Here is a 16,482-nt window from a genome sequence, read left to right as displayed (position 1 = left end):
GGCCCGGCGCCGTAACTCATCGCAGCGCCGGAAACGTATGCGCGGCGGATGACCGGGAAACCCGGCGCGGGGCACCGGCGGTCGGGTGGGACACTTGCGGTGTCCACCGCACTGTCCGGTGACCGGGGCATATGCGGGGGGACGGAGGCGCGGACAGCGGGCGATCGGGACCAGTGGACGAGGCGAGAGGCGCGGCATGGCGGACGCGGTGTTCACGCAGGAGCGGGCCCGGGCGGTGCTGGATGCCGCGGGGCACCCCGATGCCGAACTGCTCTCCTTCGGGGAGAACGCGGTGTACGCGGCCGGCCGCCTGGTGATCAAGGTCGGCCGGGGCGCCGATCTGCTGGACCGGGCGCGCCGGGAGGTGCGCACCGCGGACTGGCTGGCCAAGCACGACGTACCGGCGGTCCGCTCGGCGGAGTCGGAGGTCCGGCTGGTCGAGGGGCACCCCGTCACCTACTGGCAGCGGCTGCCGGAGTCGCTGCGGACCGCAGAACCGGCCGATGTGGCACCGCTGCTGAAGCTGGTGCACGCGCTGCCCGAGCCGGACTTCGGGCTGCCGCCGCGGGATCTGCTCGGCGGGGTGGAGCGGTGGCTGCGGAACGCCGGGGACGCCATCGACCCGGCCGACGCGGCCTATCTGCGCCGCCGCCGGGACTCCTTCGCGCAGGCCACCGCCGACCTCGTCCCGCACCTGCCGCGCGGCCCGATCCACGGTGACGCGCTCCCGCGCAATGTGCACATCGGCCCGGACGGGCCGGTCCTGGTCGACCTGGAGACCTTCTCCTCCGACCTGCGCGAGCACGACCTGGTGGTCCACGCGCTCAGCCGGGACCGCTACGGGGTGCCGCAGGCGGCCTACGACGCCTTCACCGCGGCCTACGGCTGGGACGTGGTCGCGTGGCCCGGCCACGCCACCCTGCGCGGCGCCCGCGAGACCGCCTCCTGCGCCTGGGTGGCCCAGCACGCCCCGGCCGGCCCGGCCGCGCTCGCCGAATTCCGCCGCCGGGTCGCCTCCCTGCGCGCGGACGACCCGACGGTCCGCTGGTACAGCTTCTGACCGGGGGTCAGCCCAGCGGCTGGGTGAGCCGCAGCGGCCAGCCGGTGTCGACCTCGGCGTCGGCTGAGCCCTTCTTGCGCAGCCAGTCGGCGAAGTCCTCGGCCCAGGCGAGGTACCAGCCGCGCTGCGAGGCGTGGAGGTCCCAGATCTCCGCCTCGGCGGCCTGCGGGTAACGGGCGGCGACCGCGCGGGCCACCCGGACCGCGGCGAGCGCGTCCGCCCCCGCGTCATGGGCGCCGTCCAGCCGCACCCCGTAGACCGCGCAGGCGGCCTCCAGGGTGCGCTTGCCCCGGCGGTACTTGTCCAGGGCGCGGTCCATCACCAGCGGGTCGACGACCGGTCCGGCCAGGCCGCCGGGCGCGACCAGCGGCGGCAGCGCGTACCGGCGCAATTCTTCATCCAGAAGGGTGAGATCGAAAGGCGCGTTGTAGACGACGACCGGCACCGAGGCCGCCCAGTACCCCCGCAGCGCGTCGGCGATCTCGGCGACGACCTCCGGTGCGGGCCGGCCTTCGGCCGCCGCCCGCGCGGTGCTGACGCCATGTATGGCGGTGGTCTCAGCCGGGATCGGCACCCCGGGATTGGCCAGCCAGGCCCGGTGCCGCACCGGCTCGCCGCCCTTCACCTCGGTGACCGCCGCGGTCACGATCCGCGCCTGCCGGGGATCCGTCCCCGTGGTCTCCAGGTCGAAGCCGACCAGCAGATCCTCGTGCCATGCCATGGCGAGTCCTTCCACCCGATTCCCCCGTGCGTGCCCTTGCGCTGCCCATCATCGCGTGGGGCACTGACAATCCCCTCGGGCGGGGTCCGGTGACGCAGCGTCAGGAGACCGGGCGCGAATCGGTCCAGATCCCCTCGAACTCCTCGCGGTACACCTGGAAGAGCCCGCTCTCCGGAGCCGGCCCGCCGTCCGCCACGACCCGCCGGGAGCCGCCGCGCAGCACCAGCACCGGCACCTCCATGCCGCGGGCCCTGCGCAGGTACGTCTGCACCACCGCGAGTCCTTCGGCGGAGTCCCCGTCGATCAGGTAGGCGGTGAACCGCGGGATCTCGTCGAAGACCTGGATCTCGAAGGCGCCCTGGTCCCGCAGCCGGGCGCGGACCCGGCGCATGTGCATGATGTTCATCTCGATCGACCGGCTCAGCTCGCCCCGCCCGAGGCCCAGTTCGCGCTCCCGGCGGCGGGTGGCGCTGCTGGCCGGGTTGAGGAAGAGCAGCCGGACCCGGCAGCCGGACTCGACCAGCCGGACCAGCCGCCGCCCGGAGAAGTTCTGCACCAGCAGATTGAGCCCGATGCCGACCGCGTCGAGCCGCCGGGCGCCGGAGAAGAGATCCTCCACCGGCAGCTGTCGCTGCAGCCGTACCCGGTCGGGGTAGACCCCGATCACGTCGGCGTACCGGTCGGCGACCAGTTCCTCCATCGCGTCCACCGGCAGCCGCTGGGCGGCCGAACTCGCGGGCCCCGCGCCCAGCAGCTCCAGCACCCGGGCGGAGGCCCGCTCGGCCTGGTCGAGCACCGTCCGGGACAGCGCCCGGTTGCGGGAGACCACGTGCCGGGCCACTTCCAGCTCGTCCAGGGCGAGTTCGAACTCGCGCCGCTCGTCGTAGTAGGGCTCGAAACAGGGCCAGTGCTGGACCACCAGCTCGCGCAGCTGAGGCAGCGTCAGGAAGCTGAGCACATTGTCGTCGGCGGGGTCGAGCAGGAAGCCCTTGCGCCGGCTGACCTCGCGGACCGCGACCGCCCGCTGCACCCATTCGTGGCCGGCCGGACCGGCTGCCGCCACCACCCACTCCTCGCCGTGCACCGGTTCGTAGATCGGGCGGAGCACGGCGTTCACCACGGACCGCAGCCGCTGCTCGACGAGGTTCAGCCAGATGTAGGCCCGGCCGGCCCGCCGGGCGCGGGTGCGCACCTCGGCCCAGGCGTCGGCGTCCCAGTCCAGTTCCGCTCCGATCTCCATCGGCGCGGCGACGGTGACCGCGCCGGGCGGCCCCTCCGCGGCGGCGCCCTCCGCGACGTGCCGGTCTCCCTGCTCACCGCCACCCGGGAGCATCAGACCTCCGGACGTCACCACGTCACCGCCTCCCGCCCCCGTCCACGATCAAGGAAGGGTACTGCGGTGCGGGGGGCGTCGCAGCCGTATCGACCCTACTTGACTACTACCGGACAACCTCATCACCCTTGCGGTCGCTGCCTGTTGCGGCTGTGTCACCCTCGGGTGGAACCGGATGGGAGGATGCGTCTTCGGCAACGTGATTTCCGGGTACCGGAGAAGACCGAACGGAACCCAGTAGTCCGGTTACGGAGTGGAAGAGTCATCACATGCAAGTCTGGCCGGGTCAGTCGTATCCCCTCGGCGCCACCTTCGACGGGGCGGGCACCAACTTCGCCGTGTTCTCCGAAGTGGCGTCCCGGATCGAGCTGTGTCTGCTGCACGACGACGGCTCCGAGACGGCGGTGGAGCTGCGCGAGGCGGACGCCTTCGTCCGGCACGCCTACCTGCCGGGGGTGATGCCGGGACAGCGCTACGGATTCCGGGTGCACGGGCCCTACGACCCGGCGCGCGGCCACCGCTGCAACTCGGCGAAGCTGCTGCTCGACCCCTACGCCAAGGCGATAAGCGGGAACATCGACTGGGACGAGGCGGTGTACGGCTACCGCTTCGGCCAGCCCGACTCCCGCAACGACCTGGACTCGGCCCCGCACACCATGACCTCGGTCGTGGTCAATCCGTACTTCGACTGGGCCGACGACCGCGCGCCGCGTATCGATTACCACAAGACCGTCATCTACGAGGCCCATGTGAAGGGTCTGACGATGACCCACCCGGGCCTGCCGGAGGAGATCCGCGGCACCTACGCGGCGCTGGCGCACCCGTCCGTGATCGGCCATCTGGTGGAACTGGGAGTGACCACGCTGGAACTGATGCCTGTGCACCAGTTCATCCAGGACCACCGGTTGGCGGACGCGGGGCTGGCCAATTACTGGGGTTACAACACCATCGGATTCTTCGCCCCGCACCACGACTACTGCTCGCTGGGCGACCGCGGGCAGCAGGTGCTGGAGTTCAAGACCGCGGTCCGCGCGCTGCACCGGGCCGGCATCGAGGTGATCCTTGACGTGGTCTACAACCACACCGCCGAGGGCAGCCACCTGGGGCCCACGCTCTCGCTGCGCGGCCTGGACAACGCGTCCTACTACCGCCTCGGCGGCGACAAGCGCTACTACACGGACACCACCGGCACCGGCAACAGTCTGCTGATGCGCAGCCCGCACGTACTCCAGATGATCATGGACAGCCTGCGCTACTGGGTCACCGAGATGCACGTCGACGGCTTCCGCTTCGACCTGGCGGCCACCTTGGCCCGGCAGTTCCACGAGGTGGACCGCCTGTCGTCCTTCTTCGACCTGGTCCAGCAGGACCCGGTGGTCTCCCAGGTGAAGCTGATCGCCGAGCCCTGGGACGTCGGCGAGGGCGGTTACCAGGTGGGCAACTTCCCGCCGCTGTGGACCGAGTGGAACGGCAAGTTCCGCGACACCGTGCGGGACCTGTGGCGCGGTGAGAGCGCCACCCTGGCGGAGTTCGGCTCGCGGCTCACCGGCTCCTCCGACCTCTACCAGGACGACGGCCGCCGCCCGCTGGCGTCCATCAACTTCGTCACCTGCCACGACGGCTTCACCCTGCGCGACCTGGTGTCGTACAACGACAAGCACAACGAGGCCAACGGCGAGGGCAACCGGGACGGCGAGAGCTTCAACCGGTCCTGGAACTGCGGCGCCGAGGGCGAGACCGAGGACCGGGCGGTACGGGCGCTGCGCGGGCGGCAGATGCGGAACTTCGTGGCCACCCTGATGCTCTCCCAGGGCGTGCCGATGATCAGTCACGGCGACGAGTTCGGCCGCAGCCAGCGCGGCAACAACAACACCTACTGCCAGGACAACGAGCTGTCCTGGATCTCCTGGCCGGGCAAGCCGGGCACCAGCGAGGACGACGACGAGGCGCTGCGGCTGCACGACTTCGTGCGCAGCATGGTGTGGCTGCGCCGGGATCACCCGGTCTTCCGGCGGCGCCGCTTCTTCCACGGCCGGCCGATGGAGGGCACCCACGACGAACTCTCCGACATCGCCTGGTTCACCCCCGAGGGCCAGGAGATGGCGCAGCGCGACTGGCAGGCCGCGCACGCCAGGACGCTGGTGGTGTTCCTCAACGGCAACGCGATCTCCGAGCCGGGCCCGCGCGGTGAGCCGGTGATCGACGACTCGTTCCTGCTGATGTTCAACGCGGCGCCGCGCGCCCAGGAGTTCGTGGTGCCCGACAACCACGGCAAGGAGTGGCACCTGGTGGTGGACACCGAGCGGCCCGAGGGGGTGCCGCCGGGCACCGGCGAGCGGGTGCAGGCAGGGGACCGGCTGCTGCTGGCGGACCGCAGCATGGTGGTGCTCCAGCGGCCGGCGGACTGAGGCCGGCCCGGGCCGCGGCGCCCGCGGGCGACACGAGAGCCCCCGGACGCGCCTGAATCGCTGATCCGGGGTAGAGAAGACCCCATGACCGCACATCCCGTGACGCCCGGCTCGACCTACCGGGTGCAGCTGCAGCCCGGCTTCACCTTCGCCGACACCGCGGCCGCGCTGCCGTACCTGGCCGAACTGGGCGTCACCCATCTGCATCTGTCCCCGGTGCTGACCGCGGTGCCCGGCTCCACGCACGGCTACGACGTGGTGGACCACACCCGGGTCCGCGGCGAACTGGGCGGCGAGGAGGGCCTGCGCGAACTCTCCCGCGCCGCCCGGGAGCAGGGCCTGGGCCTGATCCTGGACATCGTGCCCAACCACATGGCGGTGCCGGCCCCGGAGTACCTCAACGCCCCGCTCTGGCAGACGCTGCGCGAGGGGCCGGGCTCGCCGTACGCCTCCTGGTTCGACATCGAGTGGGACGCGCTCGACGGCAAGGTGCTGCTGCCGGTGCTCGGCGAGCCGCTGCCGGACGCGCTGGGCAGTCTGTCGGTGGTGAACGACGAGGCGGCCGGCGAACCGGTGCTCGCCTACTACGAGCACCGCTTCCCGCTGCGGCCCGGCACCGGGGAACTGCCGCTGCCGGAACTGGTCGAGGCCCAGCACTACCGGCTCGCGTACTGGCGGGCCGCCCGCACCGAGCTGAACTACCGCCGTTTCTTCACCATCTCCGAGCTGATCGCGGTCCGCGTCGAGCGCCCGGAGGTCTTCGAGGCCACCCACGCCACGGTGCTGCGGCTGCTGCGTGACGGTGTGGTGGACGGCCTGCGGATCGACCACCCGGACGGTCTCGCCGACCCCGCGGGCTATCTGCGGCGGCTGGCGGCGGCGAGCGGCGGGCGCTGGACGGTGGTGGAGAAGATCCTCCAGCGCGACGAGCGGCTGCCGGCGGACTGGGAGTGCGCGGGCACCACCGGATACGACGCGCTGGACCGCGTCGACGGGCTGTTCACCGACCCGGCGGGTGCGGCCGAGGTGGCCGGCTTCTACCGGGACTTCACCGGCGTCGGGGACGAGACCGGCGGGCGCTGGGCACCGACCGTCCGCCGGGCCGCCCACCGGGTGGTGTCGCTCGACCTGGCCACCGAAGTGGCCAGGCTCCGGCGCGCCGCGGAACAGGCCCGCGGCGCGGTCCCCGGCAGCCCCCCGTACGGCCCCGAACTCCTCGCCGACGCGATCCGCGCGCTCCTGGTCCAGATCCCGGTCTACCGCCCCTACGTCGTACCCGGCACTCCGGCCACCGACCTCGACACGGCCATGCTGGAGCAGGCCGCGGCGCAGGCCCGCCGGGAGTCCGCGCCGGAACTGGCGCCGGCCGTCGACTTCGTCCGGGACCTGGCGCTGGGCCGGGCGGCCGGCGCCGCCGCCGACGACTTCGTGCCCCGCTTCGCCCAGGTCGCCTCGGCGCTGCACGCCAAGTCCGTGGAGGACGCCGCCTTCTACCGGTACGTGCCGCTGCTGTCGCTCTGCGAGGTGGGCCGCGACCCGGGCGAACCGGCCACCACGCCCGCGGAGTTCCACGCCTACTGCGAGCGGATGCGGCGCGAGCGGCCCGCCACCGGGACGGTCCTGTCCACGCACGACACCAAGCGCAGCGCCGACCTGCGGCTGCGGCTGGCGGTCCTCACCGAACTCCCCGGTGCCTGGCGGGAGTGGCTGGAGGCGCCGGCGGGCGGTGCGGAGGCACCGGACCGCCACACCGAGTACACCGTCCGGCAGACCGGCGTCGGCCTCGGCTCCTGCCCGCCGGACCGGCTGGTCCCCGCCGCCCTCAAGAGCGTCCGCGAGGCCGGCCTGCACACCACCTGGACAGAGCAGGACGGCGCGTACGAGAAGGCCGTCGCCGACTTCACCGAGCAGGGGCCGTGCACGGCCGGCGCCGGCGGGGTCGTCACGTTCGTCCGCTCGCTGGCGCGCTACGAGTCAGCGAACAGCCTGGGCGCGGCGCTGCTGCACCTGACGATGCCGGGCGTGCCGGACGTCTACCAGGGCACGGAGCTGCCGGTGTACACCTTGGTGGACCCGGACAACCGCGCCCCGATGGGCAGCCCGGACGCCGGCCTCCTGCGCGAACTGCTGGCCGGCCGGGCGCCCGGCTCCTTCGCCGAGGAGAAGCTGCGGCTGACCGCGGTCGCCCTGCGGCTGCGCCGCGACCACCCGCACTGGTACGGGCCGGACGCCGGCTACGAACCGCTGGCAGCGGCCGGTCCGGCGGCCGGCCACTGCGTCGCCTTCGTCCGCGGCGGCGGCGCGCTGACCGCCGTCACCCGGCTCTCGCGCCGGCTGGAGGAGGCGGGCGGCTGGCGCGACACGGTCCTGCCGCTGCCGCCAGGACGCTGGCAGGACCGCCTCGGCGGCGGCGCGTACGAGGGCCGGGTGCCCCTGGCGGACCTGTTCGCCCACTCCCCGGTGGCACTGCTCACGGCCGTCAGCGGAAGCTGACGTCGCTCACGTCGATGGAGACGCTCAGCACGTCCTTGTTCGGCTTGTTGCCCTCGCCGATCCGCCAGACCCGCCGTTCGGCCGGCACCACGATGCCGTCGTACTCGCGGTGCCCGGAGATCATGTGGGCGGCGCGGGTGACGCCGGTCCCGAGCACTTCGGCGAAGTAGTCGTGCCGCCGGATCAGGCCGTCGGCGTCGATGTAGTAGACGTTCTCCCTGCTGTGGCCGGTGAGTTCCGGCGCGAGGAGCACCTTCAGGCGGCGCCAGGTCTCGCCGTCCTCCTGCCAGGGTTCGATCTCCTCGGTGACGGTGCCGGGGGCGGCCAGTGAGAAGGGCTCGGTGAGGTACGTCCACATGGCGTAGCCGGTGAAGTAGGCCAGGTGCAGGCGGTCCCACGGGGTGGTGAACTCGTGCCCGGCGAAGGCCGCCCGCGGGTCGGTGCGCTCCTCGACCACCTCACCCGTCTCCTTCTCTACGGCCACCCGGTCGGGCGTGTAGACGCTGAGCAGGCCGGGGCCGGCGAACGCGTGGGCGGCGTACTGCCGGTGCAGTTCGATACGGGTGGTGTAGTCGTCGAGCACGCCCTCTTGCTGCTTGAGCGTCCACAGCACGCCGCCGCCCCGCACGCGGGCGGTGAGTTCGCGGTAGCCGTTCCAGCGGTCGAGGCCGCCATAGGTGTCGATCACGTGCTGCAGCAGGTCGTTCATGGCGGTCAGGCGTCCTTCTGGTCGGTGCCGGTGGGGTCGGTCGCGCCGGCCGGGCCGGTGGGTCCGGCCTCAGCGAGGCGGTGACATGGCCTTCGTAGCGAAGACACTTACACGCTACGCAGGGAAGGTGCCCGATGTAAAGGTCTTCGTGAAATAGACCATGTCGACGTAGGATGCGGTCATGGCACCGAAGACCACGGCACCCCAGCGGCGCGAAGCGGCCATACCCCAGGTCGCGGTCGCCGTGGTGGACCTGCTCAACTCACGGCCGTACGCCAACCTCGGTGACAAGCTCGACGACCCGCGGACGGCCGCGGCCGTCCTGCGCCCCTTCGGCGCCCACCCGGTGGAGGGTTCCGGCGCAGCGGACCGGCTGGAGGCGGCGCGCGCGATCCGCTCGGACCTGCTGGCACTGGTGGCCGCGGCCGACCCCGCGGACCGGGCGCACCACTGGGCGGCGCTGTCCGGCCGTATCGCGGCGGTCACCTTCCGGCAGGAGTTCACCGGCCCCGGCCGGGTGGACCTGCGGCAGACCGATGGTGACCCGGTCGTCGGCGGCATCGTGCAGGCGGTCGCCGCCCTGGTCGCCGCGGACAACTGGACGCGGATCCGGCTCTGCGCCAACGAGGAGTGCCACGAGGCGTTCTACGACACCTCCCGCAGCCGCACCCGGCGCTGGCACTCCTACGAGGTCTGCGGCAACCGCACCAACGTCGCCGCCTACCGGGTCCGCCACCAGCAGTCCTGACCGGTCGGCGACCTGCGGGCACGGGGGTTGTCGGACCCCGCTGTTACGTTCGGTGCCATGACCACCACCGAGACGGACACGCACTCCCTGCTGGGACGCATCCTGGGGAGCCGGGAGGCGGAGGAGTTCCTCGCCTGGCCGGGTGACTTCGAGCCGTCCAGGTCCGGGCAATGTGAGGCGATACGGCTGCCGTCCGGGACCCCGCTGCAGGCGGTCGCCGGTGACGGCAACGGCGGCACGTACTACCAGGCGGGCGCGGGCGCCGGGGCCGGCCGGCCGGTGCTGTACGTGAGTTCGGAGGGTGAGGGCGGGCTGATCGCCGCGTCGCTCCCGGAGGCGCTGGAACTCCTGATCGGGCTGCCCTACTGGCAGGACTGCCTCCCGGGCCGCGACTTCCCGGTGGCGGAGCTGGAGGCCGAATACGGTTCGACCTTCCCCGACCTCGACGAGCGCCGGGACCGGGTGACGACCCTCCTCGGCCTGAGCCGTCCCGACACCCCCGAACTGCTGCGCCGCCTCCACACAAGCCTCTCCCGCACCACCCCCCACTACCTCCCCCTGGGCCCCCACGGAGACCCCTACACCCCCCTGACCTGACCCCGGACCACCGAGCACGCACGCAGTCAGGCACACGGTCAGGCCCGCCGGCGGGAAAAACGGCTGGACCCGTCGCCGCGGGCCTGGCTAGGGTGCTCGGCACGCCCATGGCTGATCGGAAGGAGGCGAGTGCGATGAAGACTTCTCCACCGCGCTCCCGCCTCTTCCCCGGGCGTCCGTGAACCTTCCGGGAGCGCTCCGTCCGCTCACGAAGGAAACACATGCCGGACCTGTCGGACCTGGTCATCCGCCCGCTCACCACGGGTGAGTCCACCCTCTTCAACTCCCTTCCTGCCACCTCCCTGGTGGGCCGCGCACTGCTCGGCCTGCGGTTCGCGACCCTCGACGCGGGCGGTGAGTTCCGTCCCGAGTGGTCCTGGGTCGCCCTGCGCGGCGGCATGGTGGCCGCGCGCGCCGCGTGGTGGGGCAAGCCCGGGGACACCAAGCCGCTCGCCCTGGACTGGTTCGACTTCGCGCCCGGCGAGTCGGCCGCGGCCGCCGCACTGCTGCGCACCGCGGACATCAGCGCCGAGTACGACCTGCTGCTGCCGTACGGCTGGCGGGAGCAGCCCGCGGTGCGCGCCGAAGCCGAGGCCCGGATGGCGGCGGCCGAAGCCGGCGGCCTGCGCAAGCTGGTCGAGCGGTACCGCTACACCTGGCAGGCCGGCCGCGACCCGCTGCCGCCCCGCACCGGCCGGCTGATCTGCCGGCCCGAACCCGACGACGCCGCCTTCCGGGCGGTGCTGGCCCGCGTCATGACCGGCACCCTGGACGCCCACGACCGGCGGATGCTGGACGAGCACGGCCTGGAGGCGGCGCTCGACGAGGCGATCGGCTTCCTCGACTGGCTGACCTCCGCGGCCGAGTGGCGGCGGGTCGCGTACACCGCGCAGGGCGAGGTGGCGGGCGTGCACGTCCCGGCGAAGAACCCCGGCGGGTTCTGTGTCGGGTTCATCGCGGTGGTGCCCGAGCAGCGCGGGCACGGCTACTCCTACGACCTGCTGGTGGAGTGCACCCACGATCTGGTGGAGCGGGGTGCTGAGGAGGTCGCTGCGGCTACTGATCAGGAGAATTTCCCGATGGCGGCGAACTTCGCGAAAGCGGGGTATCCGATCACTCAGGAGCGTGTGAACTTCGTCTGAATCCGGCCGCCCCGGGCATGGAAGTGCCCGGGGCCAGGGCATGCATGTGCCCGGGGTTCGGTACGAACCCACGACGTTCCGCACCACCGGTGCAGAGCCGGTACAACCGCGTCACCAACGCATCAGACACCAACCGCGTCAGACGGGAGCCGTGCGTGCTGTTCGAGGTGTGGGCGCCGAACGCCCAGCAGGTGGAGATCCAGATCGAGGGCGGTGCCCATCGGCTGGGTCCCGATCCGGCCCGCACCGGCTGGTGGCGCGCCGAACTGCCCGCCACCGACGGGACCCGCTACACGTACGCGCTCGACGGCGGCCCCGCGCTGCCCGACCCCCGCTCCCGCCGGCAGCCGGACGGCCCGGACGGCCCCAGCGCGGTGGTGGACCAGGACGCCTTCCGCTGGCAGTCACCCTGGCCCGGCCGGCCGCTGCCCGGCGCGATCCTCTACGAACTGCACGTCGGCACCTTCACCCCCGAGGGCACCTTCGACGCGGCGATCGAGCGGCTGCCGCACCTGGCCCGGCTGGGGATCACCCATATCGAGCTGATGCCGGTCTGCCCGTTCCCCGGCACCAACGGCTGGGGGTACGAGGGCGTGTCGCTCTGGGCGGTGCACGAGCCGTACGGCGGCCCGGCGGCGATGAAACGGTTCGTCGACGCAGCCCACCAGCACTGCCTGGGCGTCATCCTGGACGTGGTGCACAACCACCTGGGTCCCTCCGGCAACCACCTGCCGCCGTTCGGGCCGTACTTCACCGACCGCCACCACACCCCGTGGGGCGACGCGGTGAACCTCGACGCACCCGGCTCCGACGAGGTGCGGGACTTCCTGATCGGCAGCGCCCTGGCCTGGCTGCGGGACTACCGGCTCGACGGCCTGCGCCTGGACGCGGTGCACGCACTGGTCGACACCCGGGCGCTGCACTTCCTGGAGGAGCTGTCCACCGCCGTCGACGGCCTGGCGGCGGCGCTCGGCCGCCCGCTCTTCCTGATCGGCGAGTCCGACCTCAACGACCCGCGCACCACCGCACCGCGCGAAGCCGGGGGCCTGGGCCTGCACGCCCAGTGGAACGACGACTTCCACCACGCCGTGCACACCGCGGTCACCGGCGAGGCACAGGGCTACTACGCCGACTTCGCGGCGGCCGGCCCCGGCGCGGTCGCCAAGGTGCTCACCCACGGCTTCTTCCACGACGGCAGCTGGTCCTCCTTCCGCGGCCGGCACCACGGCCGCCCGCTGGACACCACCGAGGTGCCCGCGCACCGGCTGCTCGGCTACGCCCAGACGCACGACCAGATCGGCAACCGCGCCACCGGTGACCGGCTCGACCCCGACCAGCTCGGCGCCGCCGCCGCGCTGGTGCTCACCTCGCCGTTCACCCCGATGCTCTTCATGGGCGAGGAGTGGGGCGCGAGCACCCCCTGGCAGTTCTTCACCGACCACGACGACCCGGAGCTGGCGGCGGCGATCACCCGCGGCAGGCGGCGGGAGTTCGCCGCGCACGGCTGGGCCGAGGAGGACGTACCCGACCCGCAGGACCCCGCCACCCGGGACCGGTCGTGCCTGGACTGGGCGGAGCCGGAGAAGGCGGCGCACCGGGACCTGCTGGAGTGGTACCGGGCGCTGATCGCGCTGCGCCGGGCGGAACCCGCGCTGACCGATCCACGGCTGGACACGGTGACCGCGACCGCGGGCGGCCGGACGCTGCTGGTCGCCCGGGGCCCGTTCCGGATCCTGGTCAACTTCTCCGACGCGCCCGCCAGGGTCCCGCTCAACGCCCCCTGCGAGGTGCTGCTGGCCCGGCCGGCCGCCAAGCTGCTGCCGGGCCCCGCGGTGCGGCTGCCGGCCCGCGGAGCGGTGGTGCTGCGGGTCACCGGCACGGGCAAGGGCCCGGGAGGGACAGGGGAAGGGACAGGAGAGCGGACCGCCGAAGAGACCGCCGCCGGCGTTACGGTAGACGGGTGACGCCGACCCGGCCGGAAGCTCCCGGCACCCCGCAGGAAGAGCTCGCCGACTGTGTGCTGTGCGGCGAGCCGACGGAACACCCGGCGAGCACGCGGGGCGCGACCTTGTGCCCGGTGTGCGCGTGGCAGGAGGCCCAGCGGACCGCCTGCTCGGGGTGAGTGCGGTCCCTGGCGGCCGGCCGGTGAGCCGGCGCCGCGCTCAGAGGGAGAGCAGCAGCCGGCGGCTGTCCTCCACGTCGAAGTCGGCCTTCGGGTAGGCCGGGTCGATCTCCTCCAGGTGCGCCAGCAGCAGCTTGCTGATCGCCCAGTTGCGGTACCACTTGCGGTCGGCCGGCACGAGATGCCAGGGCGCGTTCACCGTCGAACACCGCTTGAGGACGTCCTCGTACGCCTTCTGGTAGTCGGGCCACAGCTTGCGGTCCTCGATGTCGCCGGGGCTGAACTTCCAGTGCTTGCGGGGGTTGTCCAGCCGGGCCAGCAGCCGGTCGCGCTGCTCCCGGTAGCTGATGTGCAGGAAGACCTTGAGGACGGTCACGCCCTCGTCGGTGAGCGACCGTTCGAACTGGTTGATCTCGGTGTAGCGGCGGCGCCAGGTGTCCTTCGGGACGAGGCCGTGCACCCGGACGGCGAGCACGTCCTCGTAGTGGGAGCGGTCGAAGACACCGATCTCGCCGGGCTGCGGGAGCGCCCGGCGGATCCGCCACAGGAAGTGGTGGCGGCGCTCCTCCTCGGTGGGCGCCTTGAACGCGCGGACCCGCAGGCCGGCCGGGTTGAGCCCGGCGACCACGTGCTTGACGGTGCCGCCCTTGCCGGAGGTGTCCATCCCCTGCAGGACCAGCAGCAGCCGCCGGGGGTCGCCCGCCACGCTCTGCGCGAAGAGCTTCTCCTGGAGTTCGGCCAGCAGGGGCCGCATCTCCTCGATCTCGGCGAGCGCCCTGCTCTTGTCCTTCGGCCCGCCCGGGGTGGCCGCGGCGTCGTACGCCAAGAGGTCGACCGGTCCGCCGCGAGGAGCGATGCGCAGCCGGGCGCGGACATCGGCTGGGTGCTGCTTCGACTTGGCCATGGCACCGATCGTCCGCCGGTTCGCCGCGGCCCGCCAGCCCGCGGGCCCCGCGGTGGGCACCCGCCGCGGCCGGCGGGTGTCCGCGTTCAGTCCCGCTGTCCGCCGGCGAGCCGCTGCCCGTCACGGGCCAGCGCGGTGAGCCGGGACACCGCGCGGAAGTACTTCTTGCGGTAGCCGCCGCTGAGCATGTCCTCGCTGAAGAGGCGGTCGAAGGGCGTTCCGGAGGCCAGCACCGGGACCTCCCGGTCGTAGAGCCGGTCGGCGAGGACCACCAGCCGCAGCGCGGTCGCCTGGTCGGTGATCTGCTCGACGTCCCGCAGGAACACCGCGCCGATCCCGTCGCAGAGCGCCCCGTACCGGCTGGGGTGCACGGTGGCCAGGTGCGCGGTCAGCGCCGCGAAGTCGTCCAGTGCGGCCCCGGGGGTACGCAGCGCCGCCGCGGTCACCTGTTCGTCGCTGAAGGGCGCGGGGGCCTGCGGCAGGCCGCGGTGGCGGTAGTCCTCGCCGTCGATCCGCAGCGAACTGAAGCGGGCCGACAGGCCCTGGATCTCCCGCATGAAGTCCGCGGCGGCGAACCGTCCTTCGCCGAGCTTGCCCGGCAGCGTGTTCGAGGTCGCGGCGAGCCGCACCCCGGCGTCGGCGAGCTTGCCGAGCAGGGTCGAGACCAGCACGGTGTCGCCCGGGTCGTCCAGCTCGAACTCGTCGATGCAGACCAGCCGGTGCCCCTGGAGCGCGCGGACCGCGCCCTGGAAGCCGAGGGCGCCGACCAGGTTCGTCAGCTCCACGAAGGTGCCGAACGCTTTCTGCTCGCGCGGGGCGGGGGCGGCGTGCCACAGCGAGGCCAGCAGGTGCGTCTTGCCGACGCCGTACCCGCCGTCCAGATACACCCCGCCGGGCCCGGTGGGGGCCTGCGGCGCCCGCCGGAACCACCGCTTGTGCTGCTCGCTCCTCGCCGGCCCCAGCCCGGCGGCGAAGTCGGCGAGCCAGGTCACCGCCGCGGCCTGGCTGGGCTGCCCGGGATCGGGCACATAGGTCTCGAACCGCACGCCGTCGAACCGTGGCGGCGGAACCATGTCGGCCACCAGCCGCGACACCTCCACCTCGGGCCGCCGTTCACTGAGCGCTACGGGCCCGGTGGTCATCGGGCTCCCCTGGGATGTGGTGATGGTGGACACGGCTGATCAGCTTAATGCGTGGTGGTGAACGGCCGGTCACGGGAGCGTCGCGGGCCCGATCTCCTGCGAGGCCGGCGGGCGGGAAGGGCGGCCTCCCGGACCTGACCGCGGCCGGCCGGGCACCGGCCGGCGCATCCCGGCCGGTGCCCGGCAAACGTACGTGCGAGACTTCCGGCATGCAGCGGCTGTTTCCCCGCCCGGGGCCCGGAGCGACGCGAGAGTCCCTGGACGAGGTGCTCGGCCTGGCCGATGCCTACGCCTACCCCGCCGGCGGCCCGCCGGGCACACCGTATCTGCGGGCCAACATGGTGAGCGCGCTGGACGGCGCCGCCCGGGCCGAGGGCAGGTCCGCCCCGCTCTCCTCCCCCGGCGACATGCGGCTCTTCGGCACGCTGCGCGGCCTCGCCGATCTGGTCCTGGTGGGCGCCGAGACGGTGCGCCAGGAGGGCTACCGCCCGGCCAAGGTGCGTGATGTCTTCGCCGCCCGCCGTGAGGCGGCCGGCCAGAGCCCCGCTCCGGCGGTCGCGGTGATCTCCCGCCGGCTCGACCTGGACTTCACCGCGCCGCTGTTCACCTCCCCGGCCGTACCGACCCTGGTGCTGACCGGCGCCGGCGCTCCGGCGGACGTCGTCGCCGGGGCCAGGAAGGCGGGCGCGCAGGTGGTGATCGCCGGCGAGGGCGACGCGGTGGACCCGGTACGGGCGCTGCGCGAGCTGGGCGCCCTCGGTTTCACCCGGCTGCTGCACGAGGGCGGACCGCGCATCCTGGCCCAGTTCGCCGCAGCCGACGTGCTCGACGAGCTGTGCCTGACCCTCTCCCCGCTGCTCACCGGCGGCGACGCCCCGCGGATCATGAACGGTCCCGGGGTGCTGCCGCCGTCCCGCTTCACCCCGTTGTCGATCCTGGAAGAGGACGGATTCCTCTTCACCCGCTACGTCCGCGCGTGACGAAAAAAGCGGATTGTTCCGTTCCGCTTGGCGTCGCGCGGGAACACTTACAGCGGTGCTCCGTGCAGATCGGGGCAGGATGTTGCTGTGGCGGCCCGGTGGCTGAAAGAGCCCGGTGGGCCC

General features: G+C 72.9%; 14 protein-coding genes. 9 read left to right on the top strand and 5 right to left on the bottom strand.

The annotated features are described in order from the left end of the window. Positions 1 to 196: 196 nt before the first annotated feature. Positions 197 to 1,060, top strand: coding sequence for an aminoglycoside phosphotransferase family protein (locus tag OG552_RS28065; protein ID WP_329137588.1), 864 nt, complete (start codon positions 197 to 199; stop codon positions 1,058 to 1,060). A 7-nt stretch (positions 1,061 to 1,067) separates the two neighbouring features. Here OG552_RS28065 and OG552_RS28060 read toward each other — a convergent pair whose 3' ends face one another. Both OG552_RS28060 and OG552_RS28055 read right to left on the bottom strand, forming a co-directional pair. Continuing rightward, complete coding sequence (locus OG552_RS28060; RefSeq protein ID WP_329137586.1) at positions 1,068 to 1,781, bottom strand: 3'-5' exonuclease; 714 nt, start codon at positions 1,779 to 1,781, stop codon at positions 1,068 to 1,070. 100 nt (positions 1,782 to 1,881) lie between these two features. Next, positions 1,882 to 3,132, bottom strand: a complete 1,251-nt coding sequence (locus OG552_RS28055; protein WP_329141201.1) for an SAV2148 family HEPN domain-containing protein — start codon at positions 3,130 to 3,132, stop codon at positions 1,882 to 1,884. Positions 3,133 to 3,383: 251 nt separating this feature from the next. Between OG552_RS28055 and glgX the strand changes: the two genes are divergently transcribed. Both glgX and treY read left to right on the top strand, forming a co-directional pair. After that, entirely contained in the window at positions 3,384 to 5,522 is a 2,139-nt protein-coding gene (gene glgX, locus OG552_RS28050; RefSeq protein WP_329137583.1) for a glycogen debranching protein GlgX, read from the top strand. An 84-nt stretch (positions 5,523 to 5,606) separates the two neighbouring features. Next, the gene (gene treY / locus OG552_RS28045; RefSeq protein WP_329137581.1) at positions 5,607 to 8,015 is read left to right on the top strand and encodes a malto-oligosyltrehalose synthase; all 2,409 of its coding nucleotides are present in this window, start codon (positions 5,607 to 5,609) and stop codon (positions 8,013 to 8,015) included. On the opposite strand, the gene OG552_RS28040 is transcribed toward treY, so the two are convergent. Next, on the bottom strand, positions 8,002 to 8,724 hold the full coding sequence (locus tag OG552_RS28040) for a hypothetical protein (RefSeq protein WP_329137579.1): 723 nt from the start codon (positions 8,722 to 8,724) through the stop codon (positions 8,002 to 8,004). The genes treY and OG552_RS28040 overlap by 14 nt on opposite strands. Positions 8,725 to 8,905: 181 nt before the next feature. Between OG552_RS28040 and OG552_RS28035 the strand changes: the two genes are divergently transcribed. The 5 genes from OG552_RS28035 (at position 8,906) to OG552_RS28015 (ending at position 13,333) form a co-directional block, all read left to right on the top strand. Continuing rightward, positions 8,906 to 9,472 carry a CGNR zinc finger domain-containing protein gene (locus tag OG552_RS28035; protein ID WP_329137577.1) on the top strand — a complete coding sequence of 189 codons (567 nt, stop codon included), beginning with the start codon at positions 8,906 to 8,908 and terminating at the stop codon, positions 9,470 to 9,472. A 57-nt stretch (positions 9,473 to 9,529) separates the two neighbouring features. After that, complete coding sequence (locus tag OG552_RS28030) at positions 9,530 to 10,069, top strand: hypothetical protein (RefSeq protein WP_329137575.1); 540 nt, start codon at positions 9,530 to 9,532, stop codon at positions 10,067 to 10,069. A gap of 230 nt (positions 10,070 to 10,299) precedes the next feature. Further along, complete coding sequence (locus OG552_RS28025; RefSeq protein WP_329141199.1) at positions 10,300 to 11,211, top strand: GNAT family N-acetyltransferase; 912 nt, start codon at positions 10,300 to 10,302, stop codon at positions 11,209 to 11,211. A 155-nt stretch (positions 11,212 to 11,366) separates the two neighbouring features. Then, on the top strand, positions 11,367 to 13,175 hold the full coding sequence (gene treZ / locus OG552_RS28020; protein ID WP_329137573.1) for a malto-oligosyltrehalose trehalohydrolase: 1,809 nt from the start codon (positions 11,367 to 11,369) through the stop codon (positions 13,173 to 13,175). Continuing rightward, the gene (locus OG552_RS28015; protein WP_329137571.1) at positions 13,172 to 13,333 is read left to right on the top strand and encodes a hypothetical protein; all 162 of its coding nucleotides are present in this window, start codon (positions 13,172 to 13,174) and stop codon (positions 13,331 to 13,333) included. Before treZ ends, OG552_RS28015 begins: the two co-directional genes overlap by 4 nt. A gap of 40 nt (positions 13,334 to 13,373) precedes the next feature. Here OG552_RS28015 and OG552_RS28010 read toward each other — a convergent pair whose 3' ends face one another. Continuing rightward, a complete protein-coding gene (locus OG552_RS28010) occupies positions 13,374 to 14,237 on the bottom strand; it encodes a PPK2 family polyphosphate kinase (RefSeq protein WP_329137569.1) in 864 nt (287 codons plus the stop codon). An 86-nt stretch (positions 14,238 to 14,323) separates the two neighbouring features. After that, complete coding sequence (gene zapE / locus OG552_RS28005) at positions 14,324 to 15,379, bottom strand: cell division protein ZapE (RefSeq protein ID WP_329141197.1); 1,056 nt, start codon at positions 15,377 to 15,379, stop codon at positions 14,324 to 14,326. A 209-nt stretch (positions 15,380 to 15,588) separates the two neighbouring features. Between zapE and OG552_RS28000 the strand changes: the two genes are divergently transcribed. After that, positions 15,589 to 16,359, top strand: a complete 771-nt coding sequence (locus tag OG552_RS28000; RefSeq protein WP_329137567.1) for a pyrimidine reductase family protein — start codon at positions 15,589 to 15,591, stop codon at positions 16,357 to 16,359. Positions 16,360 to 16,482: the final 123 nt, after the last annotated feature.

It is taken from the genome of Streptomyces sp. NBC_01476 (genome assembly GCF_036227265.1).
GTDB lineage: Bacteria > Actinomycetota > Actinomycetes > Streptomycetales > Streptomycetaceae > Actinacidiphila.
Note: the sequence above shows the minus strand (reverse complement) of the source record. Positions and strands in the feature narration are given on the sequence as shown.

Coding starts and splice junctions, on each gene's coding strand:
- glgX (WP_329137583.1), top strand. CDS start 3,384: ATGCAAGTCTGGCCGGGTCAGTCGTATCCCCTCGGCGCCACCTTCGAC.
- OG552_RS28040 (WP_329137579.1), bottom strand. CDS start 8,724: ATGAACGACCTGCTGCAGCACGTGATCGACACCTATGGCGGCCTCGAC.
- OG552_RS28035 (WP_329137577.1), top strand. CDS start 8,906: ATGGCACCGAAGACCACGGCACCCCAGCGGCGCGAAGCGGCCATACCC.
- OG552_RS28065 (WP_329137588.1), top strand. CDS start 197: ATGGCGGACGCGGTGTTCACGCAGGAGCGGGCCCGGGCGGTGCTGGAT.
- OG552_RS28010 (WP_329137569.1), bottom strand. CDS start 14,237: ATGGCCAAGTCGAAGCAGCACCCAGCCGATGTCCGCGCCCGGCTGCGC.
- treY (WP_329137581.1), top strand. CDS start 5,607: ATGACCGCACATCCCGTGACGCCCGGCTCGACCTACCGGGTGCAGCTG.
- OG552_RS28030 (WP_329137575.1), top strand. CDS start 9,530: ATGACCACCACCGAGACGGACACGCACTCCCTGCTGGGACGCATCCTG.
- OG552_RS28000 (WP_329137567.1), top strand. CDS start 15,589: ATGCAGCGGCTGTTTCCCCGCCCGGGGCCCGGAGCGACGCGAGAGTCC.
- zapE (WP_329141197.1), bottom strand. CDS start 15,379: ATGACCACCGGGCCCGTAGCGCTCAGTGAACGGCGGCCCGAGGTGGAG.
- OG552_RS28060 (WP_329137586.1), bottom strand. CDS start 1,781: ATGGCATGGCACGAGGATCTGCTGGTCGGCTTCGACCTGGAGACCACG.